Below are 15,523 nucleotides of genomic sequence, written 5' to 3'. Positions count from 1 at the left end.
GCCCCGTGGAACGTCCCGGGGCACCGCCGCTGTCACGCTTCGGGAGAGAGGTACGTCAATGACCCAGGACGCGGTCGTGCTCGGCCGGCGGGCGCTGAACCGGGCGCTGCTGGCCCGCCAACTGCTGCTGGAGCGCTCGCCGATGGGCGCGGCGGAGGCGGTGGAGCACCTGGTCGGCATGCAGGCGCAGGCGCCGGACCCGCCGTACGTCGGGCTGTGGACGCGGCTGGCCGGGTTCCGCATCGAGGACCTGTCGCGGCTGGTCTCGGACCGGGAGGCGGTGCGGCTGGTGCTGATGCGCGGCACCCTGCACCTGGTCACCGCGCGGGACTGCCTGCGGCTGCGGGCGGTCCTCCGCGACGCGCTGGCGAGCCGGCTGAACGGCACCTTCGGCAAGCGGCTCGCCGGCCTGGACCTGGCGGAGGTGGCGGCGGCCGGCCGTGAGCTGGTCGAGAAGGAGCCGCTGACGCTGGGCGGGCTGGGCACCGGGCTCGCCGAACGCTTCCCCGGCCGTGACCCGTTCGCGCTGGCCAACGCCGTACGCAACCTGGAACCCCTGGTCCAGGTCCCACCGCGCGGGTTGTGGGGCGAGAGCGGGCAGGCCGTGCACACCACCGCCGAGGCGTGGCTGGGCCGGCCGCTGGACACCGACGGGTCTCCCGACGGGACGGTACTGCGCTACCTGGCCGCGTTCGGGCCGGCGAGCGTGAAGGACATGCAGGTCTGGTCCGGGATGACCCGTCTGGGCGCGGTGGTCCGGCGCCTCGCGCCGCGGCTGGTGACCTTCCGCGACGAGAACGGGGTGCGGCTCTACGACCTGCCCGACGCGCCCCGGCCCGGGCCCGGGACCCCGGCGCCCGTGCGGTACCTGCCCGACTTCGACAACATCCTGCTCTCACACGCCGACCGTTCCCGGATCCTGACCGAGGAACGGCGTGCGCGGGTCTTCACCCGGAACGGTCTGATCCGGCCGACTTTCCTCGTGGACGGTTTCGTCCACGGCATGTGGCGCCTGGAGCGCGGCCGTGACACGGCCGCGCTGGTGCTGGAGCCGTTCGCCCCCCTGACCCGGGAGGAGCGTGCGGAGCTGGTCGAGGAGGGGCTGCGGCTGCTGGCGTTCGCGGCGGCCGGCTGCTCCGCGCCGGAGGTACGTTTCGACGAGGGGGAGTGACCGGATCCGGACGACTCCCCGTCCGCTCGACCGGCGCCCCAGCCGGACCCGGTGTACTGGCTCGCGGCTGGATCCGTCCGCCCGTCACACACCGGCCGAGAGAGGAAATCGCCATGTCGGACACGCCCTTTGCCGAACGGACCGTCGTCGTCACCGGAGGAGGCACCGGCATCGGCCGGGCCTCCGCGCTGGCCTTCGCCGGGCTCGGCGCCGGCGCCGTGGTCATCACCGGGCGGCGCAAGGAGCGGCTCGCCGAGGTGGCGGAGCTGCACCCGGCGATCGTCCCCGTCACCGCCGACGTGACCACCGAGGTGGGCGCCGAGGCCGTCTCCGAGGCGGTACGGGAGAACGGCGGCACCCTGGACGTCCTGGTGCACAACGCCGGTGTCTTCCGGTTCAGCCCGCTCGCGGGGCTCGACGCGGCGACGGCCCGCGAGGTGCTGGAGACCAACGTCCTGGGTCCCGCCCTGCTGACCACGCACCTGCTGCCGCTGCTGCGCAGCCCGGGCGGGCACATCGTCCTGGTCTCCAGCCGGGGCGGTCACAACCCCGGCCCGGAGAGCTCGCTGTACTCCGCCAGCAAGGCCGCCGTGCACAGCTTCACCAGGAGCTGGGCCGCGGAGCTGGCGCCCCGGGGGGTGCGCGTCAACGCCGTCGCCCCGGGCTTCGTCCGTACCGAGGCGTACGCCGCCAACGGGCTGTCGGCCGAACAGGTCGAGGGCCTGTTCGCCGGGGTGACGCACTCGATCCCGCTGGGCCGGGTCGCCGAGGCGGAGGACATCGCGTCCTGGGTGGTCCGGCTGTCCGGGCCGGCCGACTCGCTGGTCACCGGCCAGGTCGTCACCGTCGACGGCGGCATGGACATCGCCGCCCGCTAGGTCGTGCCCGGTCCGGAGGACACGCCCCGGCCCGTCAGCCCCTCTCGCCCGATCTTCCAAGAAAACGGAAAGGACTCACCGTGACAACCAGTGCCATGGAGCCGGAGGCCCTCGCGAAGGCGGAGACCAAGACGTTCCCCTACGCGCGGCAGTGCCCGTTCACGCCGCCGCGGGAATACGCCGAGATGATCGAGAAGGACGTCTCGCAGGTCACCCTGGACGGTTCCGGCCTGCGCATCTGGACGGTCACCGGCTACCAAACCATACGCGAGCTGCTGACCGACCCGCGGGTCAGCGCCTCGCGCAAGCACGACAACTTCCCGTTCTACTTCGTCGCCCCGCCGGAGTACCGGACGGAGACGTCGTTCATCGGGTACGACGGCAAGGACCACAGCAACACCCGGCGCAAGGCGGCGCTGACGTTCACCAACCGCCAGGTGCAGCGGCTGCGGCCGCGCATCGAGGAGATCGTCGACGACCACCTGGACAAGCTGCTGGCGCTGGAGCCCCCGGTGGACTTCCACCGGGTGTTCTCGCTGGCGGTGCCCATGACGGTGATCTGCGAGCTGCTGGGCATCCCGCAGGACCAGCACGACTTCTTCATCAAGCACGGTACGGCCCTGCTCGGCGGCCACAGCTCCACGGAGGAGCGGCAGGCGGCGATCGTCGAGGTCAACGCGTACATCAGCGACCTGATCCAGCAGAAGAAGGCCGAGCCGGGCGAGGACCTGCTCAGCCGGGCGATGGCCGACTACGAGGCCTCGGGCGAGGAGTACACCGACCGCGACCTGTTCAACATGGTGCGGCTGCTGATGAACGGCGGTCACGAGACCACCGCCAGCCAGATCTCGCTGGGCACCGCCTGCCTGCTGGAGAACCCGGACCAGCTCGAACTGCTGCTGAACGACCCGTCGCTGGTCCGGCCGGCCGTCGAGGAGCTGGTGCGCTTCGCCACCATCGGTGACACGGCCGTGCCCCGGGTGGCCCTGGAGGACATCGAGATCGGCGGGCAGGTCATCCGCAAGGGCGACGGCATCCTGTGCCTGGGGCTGGCCGCCAACCGCGACCCGGAGGTGTTCCCGGAGCCGGAGAAGCTGGACATCACCCGGGGCAGCCGCAAGCACCTGGGCTTCGGGCACGGGGTGCACCACTGCATCGGCGCCGACCTGGCGCGGCTGGAGCTGGAGATCGTATGGAGCAAGCTGTTCCAGCGCATCCCGACGCTCCGGCTGGCCAAGCCGTTCCTGGAGATCCCCCGCAAGGAGGGCGCCGTGATCTACGGCCTGTGGGAGCTGCCCGTCCGCTGGTGACACCGCCCCCGCACCACGAAGGCCCGGTACCGATCGGTACCGGGCCTTCCCGTCGTCCACCGGCCGGTTCAGGCGGCGTCGGCGGGGACGTCGGGCCGGGGGGTGCGGCCGGGGCAGGAGGTGCCGGCGGGCGGCAGGACGCCCTCCACCAGGTAGCGGTGGACCACCTCGTCGACGTGCGGGTTGCCGCCGAGGACGTACACCTCGTGCTCGCCCGAGTCCTCGACGGTCAGCAGGTGGTGGCCGAGGCGTTCCGCCATGGCGACACCGCCCGCGTAGTGGTCCATCGGGTCGCCGTCGGCCTGGACGACCAGCCCGGCCGGGTAGCCGTCGCGGGTGAGGACGGTCGGTGCCTCGGGGGCCTCGAAGGCGCGGAAGGCGCCGACCCACGGCTGGGCGCGGAGCACCCCGTACCCGTAGGGGAACCGCTTCCGGAAGTCCCGCATGTCCTGGTAGTAGACCTCCAGGTCGGCCGGCCAGGCGTGCTCCAGGGTGATCGCCTCCAGCACGCCGCAGCGGAGGTCGCCCTCGCTGTCGCCGGGCCGCCAGGTGCCCTGCTGGGAGAGCAGGCCCCGGCAGGCGTCGCCGGCGCCGTCCCCGCCGGCGGCGGCCGTCTCGCGCAGCCGGCCGACGAGGATGCCCAGATCGGTCCACTGGCCGCGGTCGGCGGCACGGTTGCCGACGGCCCCGTCGAACAGGGTGCGCAACTGGGCACCGTGGGTGAGCCCTTCGAGGAGGGCGACGACGTCCTCCACGGTGGCGAGGACCCGGGCCGCGGAGGTGCCGAGCCCGAAGTGACCGTGGCGCTCGCCCGTCCAGGCGGCCCACCGGTCGACGTTGCGCTGCACCGCGTCGCCCTGCCACAGGAACTGCTCGCGCCAGGTCCAGTCGGGGTTGACGCACGAGTCGAGCACGCTGCGGTCCAGGTGCGCGGGGAACATGCTGCCGTACACGGCGCCGACGTAGGCCCCGTAGGCGTACCCGACGAAGCTGAGCTTCTCCTCGCCGAGGACGGCGCGGATGACGTCCATGTCGCGGGCCGTGTTGCGGGTGCTGATGTGGGGGCGCAGGTCGCCGCCCGCCCGGGCGCACGCCTCCTCCCGCAGCCGCATGTCCTCGGCGAGCGCGGCGAACGCCGAGTCCGGCGGACGGGAGTCGAACGGGGCGCTCGGCACGGTCACTTCGGCGTGCAGCGGGGTGGAGGCACCGGTACCGCGCGGGTCGAAGCCGATCAGGTCGTACACCTCGTGCAGGGGCGTGCCGGCGTACTTGTCGGGCAGCGCACGGCCGTGCCCCCAGTCGCCGCCCGGGCCGCCGTTGACGGCGAGCAGGATGCCGCGCCGCCGCTCGGGGGCGGTGGCGCGGCGGCGGCTGAGGGCCAGGGTGATGCGTTCGCCCCCCGGGTCGGCGTAATCGCGGGGCACCTCGATCGTGGCGTGTTCGAGCTGGTCGTCGTGCGGTGCGGGCGACCACTGCGGCCGTTGTGTGCGGAACTCGTTGACCACCGCAAACCTCCGTTCTCGTCAGGGTGCCAGCCTCTCGGTGTCGCCTCGAGACGCCCTGGACCGCTCCCTGACCGGTACGGCCAGGGCGGCCAGCACGCCCACGGCGGCGAACAGCGCCGCGCCGGTCAGTGCCGTGCCGTACCCGGAGGCGAGGGCCTCGGGCGAGGCCGTGCCGCCCGTCGCGGCGGCGTCGATCCTCGCCGTGGAGAACGCGGCCAGGGTCACCAGGCCCACGGCGCTGCCGAGCTGGCGCGTCGTGTTGAGCAGGCCCGAGCCCAGCCCGGCCTGGTGGGCGGGCAGGCCCGCGGTGGCCGCGTTGGTGGTGGCGTTGAGCACGGCGCCCATGCCGAAGCCGAGGAGCAGCACCGGGCCGAGGACGTCGGTGGTGTACGAGGCCGTCGCGTCGGTCCGGGCCAGCCACAGCAGTCCCGCACCGGCCAGGGCGAGTCCGCCGATCAGCACCGGCCGGGGACCACTGCGGGGCACCACGGAGGAGATGCCCCAGCCGCCGAGTGCGATGCCCAGGGACAGGGGCAGGTAGCCGAGGCCCGTCTGCAACGGGGTGTAGCCGAGCACCTGCTGGAGGAGCAGGGTGAAGAAGTAGAAGGTGCTGAAGAGGGCCGCGATGCCGAAGAAGGCGACGAGGTTGGCGGCGGCGACCGCCCGGTTGCGGAAGATCCCCAGCGGGACCAGCGGGTGCCGGGCGAACCTGGCCTGGATCAGTACGAACAGGGCGAGCAGGGCGGCGCCGCCGAGCAGCGGCCCGAGGACGCGGCCCGAGCCCCAGCCGTGCACATGGGCCTCGGACACGCCGTACACGGCGGCCATCAGGCCGAGGGTCACCGTCACCGCGCCGGGCACGTCGAGGGTGCGCCGCTCCTGGCGCGCCGGGGACTCGGGCACGACCCAGCACACGGCGGCGAACAGGGCGATGCCGATGGGCAGGTTGATCAGCAGGATCCAGCGCCAGGAGAAGAACTCGGTGATGACCCCGCCGAGCAGCACCCCGACCGCGCCGGCGGCCCCGGAGACCGCGCTCCACCAGCCGAACGCCTTGGCACGGTCGGCGGGCCGGGTGAACGTGGTGCCGAGCACGGTGAGGGTGGCGGGTGCCATGACCGCGGCCCCCAGCCCCTGGAAGGCGCGGGCGAGGACGAGGGTGGCGGGGTCGTCCGCCGCGCCGCCGACGGTGCTGGCGAGGGTGAAGAGCGCCACCCCGCACAGGAAGATCCGGCGCTGCCCGAAGAGGTCGGCGAGGCGGCCGCCGAGCAGCAGGAACCCGCAGACGACCACGGTGTAGGCGTTGTTGACCAGTTGCAGGTTGTGGCGGTCGAAGCGCAGCTCCTCGGCGATGACGGGGAGGGCCACGTTCACCACCGAGGCGTCCAGCACGTTCATGAACTGGCCCAGGCAGCAGGCGGCCAGGACGAGCCGGAGCCGGCTGCCGGTCGGGGCGCGGGAGGCGGACGGGGCGGGCGGGGCGGCGGTGTGCGGCGTCCTGGCAGCAGTCATGGCGGCACCCTGCGCGCGGGCGATCGAACCCCGGTGGGGGTCCGGTCGAGGCGTCCGGCCGCTTCGAGGCCTCCTCCACCGCGCCCCCAGGGGCCGTCGCCACAGTCCTGGCCGTATCTCCGCAAGCCGGTCGACACTCCAGAGGAGAGCGCATGGCCAAGATCACGTACAAGCATCCGAGCGGCACCGTCACCATCGTCGATGTCGAGGCGCCCAACACGGTCATGCGCGGTGCGAAGCTGAACGGCGTCGAGGGCATCGAGGCCCAGTGCGGCGGGTCCGCCCAGTGCGGCACCTGCCACGTCTACATCGACGAGGCCAACGAGCTGCCGCTGCCGCCCATGGACTCCGTCGAGGACGACGTCCTGTACGGGACGGCCTGCGAGCGCACCGAGCACAGCCGGCTGTCCTGCCAGCTACCGGTCACGGAGGCGATCGACGGACTGGTCGTCCACCTGCCGGAGGCGCAGAGCTGATGGGCCCGCGAGGAGTCGTCGTCATCGGCGCGGGCCAGGGCGGGCTCGACACCGCCGCCGCGCTGCGCGGCCGCGGCTACCGCGGCCGGATCACCCTCGTCGGGGAAGAGCCCACGCTGCCCTACCAGCGGCCGCCCCTGTCGAAGGGCTTCCTGACCGGGGACACGGCCGCGGCCGACCTCGAACTGCGCCCGCGCGCCTACTTCGCCGCCCAGGACGTCGAACTGGTGTCGGGCACCCGGGCGACGAAGATCGACCGGGAGCGGCGGACCGTCTCCCTGGAGACCGGTGCGACCCTGCCGTACGACAGCCTCGTCCTGGCCACCGGGGCGCGCCCCCGCACCCTGCCCGTCCCGGGCGCGGCCTCGCTGGCCGGGGTGCTGACGCTGCGCGGACTGGCCGACGCCGAGGGCCTGCGCGCGCGGCTGACCGGCCCGCCGCGCCGGCTCGTGGTGATCGGCGCGGGGTTCATCGGCCTCGAACTGGCCGCCACCGCCCGGAAGCTGGGCCACGAGGTGACGGTGGTGGAGGCGCAGTCACGCGCCCTGGCGCGGGCGCTCACCCCCGTGATGTCGGCCCGCCTGGTCGCCGAGCACACCGGCGCGGGCGTACGCGTGCTGCTGGACCGCGAGGTGACCGCCCTGTGGGGCGACTCCGCCGGCCGGGTGGAGGTCGTCGAACTCGACGGCGCGGAACGCATCCCCGCCGACCTCGTGGTGGTCGGGATCGGCGTGCTGCCCAACACCGAGCTGGCCGCCGTCGCCCAGCTCCAGGTCGGCGACGGCGTGATCGTCGACGCGTACCTGCGGACCGACGACCCCGATGTCTACGCCCTGGGCGACTGCGCCCGCTTCCCCAGCCCCCACGCGGGCCGCCACGTCCGGCTGGAGTCGGTGCAGAACGCCGCCGACCAGGCCAAGTGCGTCGCCGCCGGGATCTGCGGCGACCGCGTCCCGTACACGGCCGTGCCGTGGTTCTGGTCGGAGCAGTACGCGCTGCGCCTCCAGATCGCCGGCCTGACCGCGGGGCACGACGAGACGGTGGTCGTGGGCGACCCGGAGGGCGGCCGCTTCTCCGTCTTCTGCTTCCGCGACGGCCGGCTGACCGGCGTGGAGTCGGTGAACCGACCGGCCGACCACGGCATCGCCCGGCGCCTCCTCGCCTCCGGTACGGACCTGACCGCCGACGACGTCCGGCGGCCGGGCTTCGACCTCAAGACCGTCGCCCGCACCGCCGCCGCGGCCGGCGCGCCGACGGCGTGATTCCCTCACCAGAAAGGTTGTCCACCCATGCACCAGTCACAGACGGCTCCGCCGTCACCCCGGCGCCGGACCCGGCACCTCACCCTGCGTCTCGTCGGCGTGTGGCTCGCGATGCTGGCGGCTGTCGTCGGTCTCGGCACGGCCACCGCCTCGGCCGGGGACGCCAAGCCCCGGCGCCCCTCGCTGGAAGGCATATGGGACCTGACCGTGACCGTGAGAACGCCCGACGGCGGGTCCACGAGCACCACCCCCAGATTCGTCTTCCGCCCCGACCACAAGCTGACCGCCGAGGGGCCGCCGGACACCGACGGCGCCCCGCAGTACCGGGCGACCGGCTTCTGGAACGAGCGCACCGACGGCACGTTCACCTTCTACGTCACCCACCCCGGCCGTGAGGACGGCGCGTACCTGGGCACCGTCCAGGCCGTACACCTGGGCCGCATCACCGGCGGCACGTTCGCGACCTCGGCCCACGCCTTCGTCACCACCACGGCCGCCGGCGACACGCAGGGCCCCATCTCCGTCAGCAGCGTCGCCACCCGGGTGTCCGCCACGACCCGCTGACGCCCCGCTCCCCCACCGCGCGCCCGCGCCCCGCTCCCCGCGAGCGGGGCGCGGGCGGCGCTCGTCCGTGGCTCGAGCGGCCGCGGTTAGCGTCTGGACGACCGTGACTCCGTACGTGACCGAGAGAGGCAGGACATGACCTCGTTCGATGCTGGAACCCCCTGCTGGGTGGACCTGACCGTGGCCGACCTGGAGGCCGGCAAGCGCTTCTACGGCGAGCTGTTCGGGTGGACGTTCGAGGCCGGTGCGGAGGCGTTCGGCAACTACACCCCGGCGCTCAAGGACGGCAAGGACGTGGCGGCGCTCGTCCCCGCGCAGGGCGGCGCCCCCACCGCCTGGAACCTGTACTTCTCCACGCCCGACGTCCAGGACCTCGCCCGCCGCGTCGCGGAGGCGGGCGGCAAGGTGACGGGCGGCCCGTTCGCCGTCGCCGACGCGGGCACCGTCCTCCAGGCCGTCGACCCCGGTGGCGCGGCCTTCGGCGCCTGGCAGCCCGGGACCCGTGCCGGCTTCGGGCTCCAGGGCGTTCCGGGCTCCTTCTTCTGGCCGGAGATCTACACCCGCGCCAAGGCCGACGTGGACGCCTTCTACGAGACGGTGTTCGGCTTCACCGGGCAGCAGATCTCCGAGGGCACCGAGTTCGACTTCAAGCTGTGGTTCGCGCCCGGCGCGCAGGCGCCGACCGCGGGCCGCCTCCAGATGGGCCCGTTCATCCCGGAGGACGTCCCCGCGCACGCCCTGGTCTACTTCTCCGTCGAGGACACCGACGCGGCCGTGGCCAAGATCCGTGAGCTGGGCGGCGACGTGAGCCGCGAGCCGTCGGACAGCCCCTTCGGGCGCTCCGCGCTGGTCTCCGACGACCAGGGCGCGCGGTTCGCCGTCATGGGCCCGGTGAAGGACGCCGGCTGAGCCCTCCGGCACGCGTGACGAGAAGCCGGTCCCGGCCGACGGGACCGGCTTTTCCGTATGCCGCCGAACGGCCCCCGGGGCGCCGCGAAGTTCCTCGCGGCGCCCCGGGGGCCGAACACCTACCGGCGTACCGCCGCCTCACCGGCCCCAGGTGACCGGCAGGCTGGTGAGCGTGTGGTTGATCTCGCCGTTGTGCCAGGGCAGTTCGTCCTCCGGGACCGCGAGCCGCAGGGCGGGGAAGCGCCGCACCAGGCCGTCGAGGGCGATCTCCATCTCCATCCGCCCGAGGTGCTTGCCCAGGCAGTAGTGGACCCCGTGGCCGAAGGAGATGTGCGGGTTGTGCTCCCGGGCCAGGTCCAGCCGGTCCGCGTCCGGGAACACGCTCTCGTCCCGGTTCGCGGAGGCGAGCGCGAGCAGCACCGCGTCACCCTTCTCGATGGTGACCCCGCCGACCTCGATGTCCTCCGCCGCGATGCGCGGGAAGCCCGAGGTGTCGGTGGCGAACAGGTTCACGTGCCGCAGCAGCTCCTCCACCGCGGTCGGGATGCGGCCGCGGTCCTCGGCCAGCCACCGCCACTGCTCCCCGCCGTCCGCCAGCAGCGCCAGCACCGAGTTGGCGAGCTGGTTGGCCGTGGTGTCGAAGCCGGCGCCGATGAGGGTGAAGCCGAAGGTGACCAGCTCCGGTTCGCTGAGCCGGTCGTCGTTGTCACGGGCGGCGATCAGCTCGGACAGCATGTCGTCGGTGGGGGTGGCCCGCTTGTCGGCGATCAGCCCCACGATGTACTCGCTGAGCTTCGCCAGACCGTTCAGCGACTCCTCGCCGCCCGCCCGGTCGTCCACCGTGGCGAAGGCACGCGCCCACTTCTCGAACTTGCGCAAGTCCTCCGACGGCACCCCGAGCAGCTCACCGATGACCGTCAGCGGCAGCGGCAGCGCGAGCTGCTGCACCAGGTCGATCGTGCCGCCCTTGGCCTCCATGTCGTCGAGCAGCTCGTCGGTGACCTTCTGCACGTTGGCCCGCATCCGCTCGACCCGGCGCAGTGTGAAGGCGCCCGCGACGAGCTTGCGCAGCCGGGAGTGCTCCGGCGAGTCCAGCGAAATGATCATCTCGGGCGTGGTGTGCATCGTCCCGCCGATGCGCGGCGCGCCGGGGCCGCAGGCCAGCGCGCGGCTGAGCCTCGGGTCGGCGGACAGCCGGCGCACGTCCTCGTACCGGGTGATCAGCCAGGCGTCCACACCGCCCGCCGTCGGCACCTTCACCACGGGCTGCTCCGCCCGCAACTCCGCGTACCGCGGGGCGGGACCCCGGTAGGTCGATCCGGTGAGGGGGAAGACGTCCGTCTCCTGAGGGGCGGTCATGGTGACACCTCCGCTTGGGTCGCTACAGTCACGCAGCACCCTAGGAACCCCCGATGGAGACCGGGTCGCTCCTTCCTGGAGCCGGACCGCGCCTCCGGCCCCCCACGTCGTGGGCATTCGTTCCGCCGGGGCGTTGCCCGCGCCGTTGTGGGCATTCGTTCCGCCGGGGCGGAACGGGTGGGCACAACGGAACCGGGGCGGCGCCCCTTTTCCGTTCCCCCCGGGGCGGTGCGCCGCACGGGTGCGTTCCGGGCGCGGGTGGTGCGGTCACCGCCGGTGGGCGGGAGGCACGGGCCCCCGGGACGGGAGGAGGGGGCGTCCGGGACCTCGTCGTCCCGGACACCCCCTCCCCCGTCCCGTCGCCGCTCAGTCCTCCGGACCCAGCAGCACCGCCCCGTAGTTCTTCCGCGCCGCCGTGTCGTACTGCAACGCGACATGGCTGGTCGCCGACGTGACGTCCCGCCAGAAGCGCTGGAGCGCCTGCCCCTCGCCCAGGCCGCCGGTGCCCGCCGCCCCGACCAGCAGGCCCACGGCCTCCTGGAGCAGCTCCGCGGCGAACGTGGCGTTGCGTTCGTTGCGGGCCATGTGCCCGGGCGTGAAGAGCCGTTCGTCGAGCACCCGGGCGTTCTCGAGGACGAGGTGCCGGGCCGCGTCGATCCGGCCCGACGCGCGGACCACCTTCAGCTCGCCCGTCTGGCTCCGCTTGCGCCCCGTGAGCGTGCCCGCCGCGGCCGACAGCGCGCCGGTGGCGGCCCCGACGACCGGGGCGATGAACGTCAGTCCGCCGACCGCCTGGAAGGGCACGTTGTGCGCCGGCAGGTCCGAGGTGCCGTTGCGGCCGCTCAGCATGTCCCCACGGTCGAACGACAGGTGGTCGGGCACCAGGACGTCGTCGACGACGACCGTGTGGCTGCCGGTGGCCCGCATGCCGACGCTGTCCCAGGTCTCGCGGACGGTGTACGTCCCCCGGGGCAGCGCGAAGAAGCGCATCCTGGGCGGGCCCTCGCCCGCGCCGGGGACCACCGCGCACACCAGGGCCCAGTCGGCGAAGTCGATGCCGCTGACGTACGCCCACTGGCCGGTCAGCCGCCAGCCGCCGTCCGTCCGGCGGGCGCGGCCGACCGGCATCAGCGCCGTGGCGACGACCGTGTCCGGGTCGTCGCCCCACAGCGCCCGGTGCCCCTCCTCCGGCAGGTGCGCGGCGAAGCGGGCCGAGTAGGCGCACAGCGAGGCGCACCACGCGGTGGCCGCACAGGCCTCGCCGACCGTCATGACCGCCGACGTGAGCTCGGCGAACGAGCCCTCGGCGCCGCCGAAGCGGGAGGCGACGAAGTGCCGGGCGAAGCCGGCCTCGCGCAGCGCGGCGACGACCTCGCGGTTCATGGCGCGGTCGGCGTCCGCGTCGGCGGCGTGCTGGGCGGCGAGGATCCGTACCTTCTCGGCCGCCTCCCCCAGGCCCGTCCCGGCCGCCTCCTCCAGGACCGTCCCCGCGGGGGCCGTGCCGCTCATGCCCGGGGCCCGTTCGCGACGGCCTTGGCGAAGAGCTCCAGCGTCTCGCCCGGGCTCGGCCCGTCCAGCGCCCTGAAGATCCGCTCGGCGCCCTCACCGTGCTTGTCGAGCTTGACGTGCGCGAGGGTGACGCGGGTGTGCCGGTCGTCGACGGGCTCGAAGTCGACCTCGATCTCGCTGGCACGCTCGTCGTCCGGTATGGACTGCCAGTTGGGGTCGATCCGCCAGGTCATGGCGAGCCGGCGGCCCGGCTCCCACTCGAGGACCCGGCCCCAGGCGATCTCGGTCCCGTCGACGTCCCACTCGTAGTAGCGGCCGCCGACACCCGGCTCGAAGGCGAGGCCGGCCCGCTCCTTCCTGACCAGGATGTGGGAGGCGGGCCACCAGTCCTTGGGCCGCTCGGTGAAGACGGCGAAGCACTGCTCCGGCGTGGCCGCCACGGTCACCGACTTCCGTACATCGGGAAGGGTCTGCTGCTGTTCGGGCACGGGGCCTCCTCGCTCGATCTCGCCGGGTGTCACCTGCTGCCGCCCGGTGTCCCGGGCCTGTGGCCGGCCGGTCACGGTCACCGGCCGCCGCACGGAACGCCCCCCACGCTCGCCGTGGCCGCTAGGCCGCTTGTCGAGTACCGCTCGAAGCGCCGCGTTCCGGCCGTTCTCCACCCGGCGCCGAGAGCCGCACGAGGCTGCCCGGTCACGGTCGTCCCCACCCAGAGCGCACCACATCACCTACGTGAACGGGAGAGCACCATGACACAGGCGGGACGACGGGTGGCCTTCGTCACCGGCGCGACCAGCGGGATCGGCCTCGCCGTGACCGAGCTGCTGGCCCGGCAGGGCATGGCGGTGTTCGGGGTCGCCCGCGGCGAGGAGAGCGTGCGCACCATGGTCAAGCAGCTCCGCGAGGAGGGCCTGGAGGTCGCCGGCGCGGTGTGCGACGTCACCTCCCTCGACCAGATCCGTACCGCCGTCCGGGAGGCCGTGGACACCTACGGGCGGATCGACGTGCTCGTCAACAACGCGGGCCGGGGCGGCGGCGGTGTCACGGCCGAGCTGGCGGACTCGGTGTGGGACGACGTCATCGAGACGAACCTCACCGGTACGTTCCGCGTCACGCGCGAGGTGCTGAGCACCGGCCGGATGCGGGACGGCGACTGGGGCCGGATCATCAACATCGCCTCCACCGGTGGCAAGCAGGGCGTGGAGCTCGCCGCGCCGTACTCCGCCTCGAAGCACGGTGTGGTCGGCTTCACCAAGGCGGTCGGCAAGGAGCTGGCCAAGAGCGGCATCACCGTGAACGCGGTCTGCCCGGGGTACGTCGAGACGCCGATGGCGCAGCGCGTGCGCCAGGGCTACGCGGGCCACTACGGCGTGAGCGAGGAGGCGATCCAGGAGCAGTTCAACGCCAAGATCCCGCTCGGCCGCTATTCCACCCCCGAGGAGGTCGCCGGGCTGGTGGGCTACCTCGCCTCGGACATCGCCGCGTCGATCACCGCCCAGGCGCTGAACGTCTGCGGCGGACTCGGCAACTACTGAGTGACCACCGATCCCCACCGATGCCGCGCCGACAGAGACGGAGCCCAGGACATGACAGCCGCAGGCGCAACGCTCGCCGAGCCCGATCTGGCCCTCTTCCGGTCCGTGATGGGCCGGTTTCCCACCGGTGTCACGCTGCTCACCCAGGGCAGCGGCGACGACACCATGGTGATCACCCTCAATAGTCTGACCTCGGTGTCCCTGGACCCGCTCCTGATCCTCGTGTCGGTCAAGGGGGACGGCAGGATGCGTCCCCGGGTGGTCGGCGCCGGGAGCTTCGCGGTGAACGTCCTGACGGAGTCGCAGCGCGACCTGGCGCAGGAGTTCTGCCGTCCCGACCGGTCGGAGGGGCAGGCCGCGATGCTGCGGCTGGCCGCGGTGGAGGGTGTCACCGGCAACGCCGTGATCCCGTCCGCCGAGGCGTACTTCGAGTGCGTGCTGGACGCGCAGCACCAGGCGGGTGACCACACGCTGCTGATCGGCCGGGTGGTGGCCCTGTCCGACGGGCCGGGCGACCCGGACCCGCTGGTGTTCCACCGCGGCCGTTTCACCCGGCTGCCGGGCACGGCACGGACGGAGGCCGCGTGAGCGCCGGGGACACCGCGGGCCCCGCGGCCGGGCCCGGGACGCTGCACGAGGTGGCCGACGGGGTGTACGCCTTCGTCCAGCCGGACGGCGGGTGGTGCCTGAACAACGCGGGCCTGGTCGTCGGTGAGGGCCGGACCGTCCTGGTCGACACCGCGGCGACCGAGGCCCGCGCCCGCCGGCTGCGCGCGGAGGTCGAGCGGGTCGCGCCCGGCGGGGCGGACTTCGTCGTCAACACCCATTTCCACGGCGACCACACCTTCGGCAACGGCCAGTTCACACCGCGCGCCGTGGTCGTGGCCCACGAGGGCACCCGCGCCGACTCGGCGGAGGCGGGGCTGGGGCTGCGGCAGTTGTGGCCCGCCGTGGAGTGGGGCGAGACGCCCCTGGTCCTGCCCACGCTGACGTTCCGCGGCTCGCTGACGCTGTACGCCGGCGACCTGCGCACCGAGCTGCTCCACGTCGGCCCCGCGCACACCGCCAACGACGTGGTGGCGTGGGTGCCGGGGCGGAAGGTGCTGTTCACCGGTGACGTGGTCTGGTCGGGGGTGACGCCCTTCGTGCTCTTCGGGTCGATCACCGGGTCGCTGCGGGCGCTGGACCGGATGCGCGCCCTGGGCGCCCGTACGGTCGTCCCGGGCCACGGCCCGGTGGGCGGGCCGGAGTTGCTGGACGAGACCGAGGACTACCTGCGCTGGCTCCAGCGGCTGGCGGAGGACGGGGTGAGCGACGGGCTGACCCCGCTCCAGGCGGCACACCGCGCGGACCTCGGGCGGTTCAAGGAGCTGGTCGACTCCGAGCGCCTGGTGGGCAACCTGCACCGCGCGTACGCCGAGCAGGACGGGCTGCCGCCCGCCGCACGGATCGACGTGATCACCTCGTTCCAGGAGATGGTCGCGTTCCACGGGGCGCTGCCCACGTGCCACGCCTGACACACCGGAGAGGAGA

At 73.4% G+C, this 15,523-nt stretch carries 15 protein-coding genes; 10 read left to right on the top strand and 5 right to left on the bottom strand.

All coding sequences use genetic code 11. The features are described from left to right. Positions 1 to 58: 58 nt before the first annotated feature. The 3 genes from ACZ7LK_RS30725 (at position 59) to ACZ7LK_RS30715 (ending at position 3,359) form a co-directional block, all read left to right on the top strand. Positions 59 to 1,171, top strand: a complete 1,113-nt coding sequence (locus tag ACZ7LK_RS30725) for a winged helix DNA-binding domain-containing protein (RefSeq protein ID WP_471144515.1) — start codon at positions 59 to 61, stop codon at positions 1,169 to 1,171. A gap of 113 nt (positions 1,172 to 1,284) precedes the next feature. Further along, a complete protein-coding gene (locus tag ACZ7LK_RS30720) occupies positions 1,285 to 2,049 on the top strand; it encodes an SDR family NAD(P)-dependent oxidoreductase (RefSeq protein WP_392277464.1) in 765 nt (254 codons plus the stop codon). An 80-nt stretch (positions 2,050 to 2,129) separates the two neighbouring features. Beyond that, entirely contained in the window at positions 2,130 to 3,359 is a 1,230-nt protein-coding gene (locus ACZ7LK_RS30715) for a cytochrome P450 (protein ID WP_469463948.1), read from the top strand. Between the two features lie 68 nt (positions 3,360 to 3,427). Here ACZ7LK_RS30715 and ACZ7LK_RS30710 read toward each other — a convergent pair whose 3' ends face one another. Both ACZ7LK_RS30710 and ACZ7LK_RS30705 read right to left on the bottom strand, forming a co-directional pair. Next, positions 3,428 to 4,864, bottom strand: coding sequence for an alpha/beta fold hydrolase (locus ACZ7LK_RS30710; RefSeq protein WP_471144514.1), 1,437 nt, complete (start codon positions 4,862 to 4,864; stop codon positions 3,428 to 3,430). An 18-nt stretch (positions 4,865 to 4,882) separates the two neighbouring features. Continuing rightward, entirely contained in the window at positions 4,883 to 6,376 is a 1,494-nt protein-coding gene (locus ACZ7LK_RS30705; protein WP_392277461.1) for an MFS transporter, read from the bottom strand. A 152-nt stretch (positions 6,377 to 6,528) separates the two neighbouring features. On the opposite strand from ACZ7LK_RS30705, the gene ACZ7LK_RS30700 reads away from it, so the two are divergent. From ACZ7LK_RS30700 to ACZ7LK_RS30685, 4 genes are all read left to right on the top strand, one after another. Continuing rightward, positions 6,529 to 6,852: a 2Fe-2S iron-sulfur cluster-binding protein gene (locus ACZ7LK_RS30700; protein ID WP_392277460.1), complete on the top strand. Its 324-nt coding sequence runs from the start codon at positions 6,529 to 6,531 to the stop codon at positions 6,850 to 6,852. After that, positions 6,852 to 8,114 (top strand): NAD(P)/FAD-dependent oxidoreductase, encoded by a 1,263-nt coding sequence (locus ACZ7LK_RS30695; RefSeq protein ID WP_469463950.1) that lies wholly within the window; start codon positions 6,852 to 6,854, stop codon positions 8,112 to 8,114. Before ACZ7LK_RS30700 ends, ACZ7LK_RS30695 begins: the two co-directional genes overlap by 1 nt. Positions 8,115 to 8,141: 27 nt before the next feature. After that, positions 8,142 to 8,678 (top strand): hypothetical protein, encoded by a 537-nt coding sequence (locus ACZ7LK_RS30690; protein ID WP_469463951.1) that lies wholly within the window; start codon positions 8,142 to 8,144, stop codon positions 8,676 to 8,678. A gap of 135 nt (positions 8,679 to 8,813) precedes the next feature. Next, on the top strand, positions 8,814 to 9,587 hold the full coding sequence (locus tag ACZ7LK_RS30685) for a VOC family protein (RefSeq protein WP_392277457.1): 774 nt from the start codon (positions 8,814 to 8,816) through the stop codon (positions 9,585 to 9,587). A gap of 138 nt (positions 9,588 to 9,725) precedes the next feature. On the opposite strand, the gene ACZ7LK_RS30680 is transcribed toward ACZ7LK_RS30685, so the two are convergent. The 3 genes from ACZ7LK_RS30680 to ACZ7LK_RS30670 all read right to left on the bottom strand — a co-directional run bounded on the left by ACZ7LK_RS30680 (position 9,726) and on the right by ACZ7LK_RS30670 (position 12,943). Then, positions 9,726 to 10,946 carry a cytochrome P450 gene (locus tag ACZ7LK_RS30680; RefSeq protein WP_392277456.1) on the bottom strand — a complete coding sequence of 407 codons (1,221 nt, stop codon included), beginning with the start codon at positions 10,944 to 10,946 and terminating at the stop codon, positions 9,726 to 9,728. 366 nt (positions 10,947 to 11,312) lie between these two features. After that, on the bottom strand, positions 11,313 to 12,455 hold the full coding sequence (locus tag ACZ7LK_RS30675; protein ID WP_471144513.1) for an acyl-CoA dehydrogenase family protein: 1,143 nt from the start codon (positions 12,453 to 12,455) through the stop codon (positions 11,313 to 11,315). Continuing rightward, positions 12,452 to 12,943: an SRPBCC family protein gene (locus ACZ7LK_RS30670; protein ID WP_392277454.1), complete on the bottom strand. Its 492-nt coding sequence runs from the start codon at positions 12,941 to 12,943 to the stop codon at positions 12,452 to 12,454. The genes ACZ7LK_RS30675 and ACZ7LK_RS30670 overlap by 4 nt, the downstream gene beginning before the upstream one ends. Before the next feature lie 261 nt (positions 12,944 to 13,204). Between ACZ7LK_RS30670 and ACZ7LK_RS30665 the strand changes: the two genes are divergently transcribed. Genes ACZ7LK_RS30665 through ACZ7LK_RS30655 form a run of 3 tightly spaced genes read left to right on the top strand, consistent with a single transcriptional unit; the run spans position 13,205 to position 15,507 of the window. Further along, a complete protein-coding gene (locus ACZ7LK_RS30665; RefSeq protein ID WP_392277453.1) occupies positions 13,205 to 13,990 on the top strand; it encodes an SDR family NAD(P)-dependent oxidoreductase in 786 nt (261 codons plus the stop codon). A 51-nt stretch (positions 13,991 to 14,041) separates the two neighbouring features. Further along, positions 14,042 to 14,578, top strand: coding sequence for a flavin reductase family protein (locus ACZ7LK_RS30660; RefSeq protein ID WP_471144512.1), 537 nt, complete (start codon positions 14,042 to 14,044; stop codon positions 14,576 to 14,578). Beyond that, on the top strand, positions 14,575 to 15,507 hold the full coding sequence (locus ACZ7LK_RS30655) for an MBL fold metallo-hydrolase (RefSeq protein ID WP_471144511.1): 933 nt from the start codon (positions 14,575 to 14,577) through the stop codon (positions 15,505 to 15,507). Before ACZ7LK_RS30660 ends, ACZ7LK_RS30655 begins: the two co-directional genes overlap by 4 nt. The last annotated feature ends 16 nt before the right edge of the window (positions 15,508 to 15,523 follow it).

The sequence above is a fragment of the Streptomyces sp. NPDC039423 genome, assembly GCF_055598725.1.
This window is presented reverse-complemented; position numbering and strand designations above follow the sequence as displayed.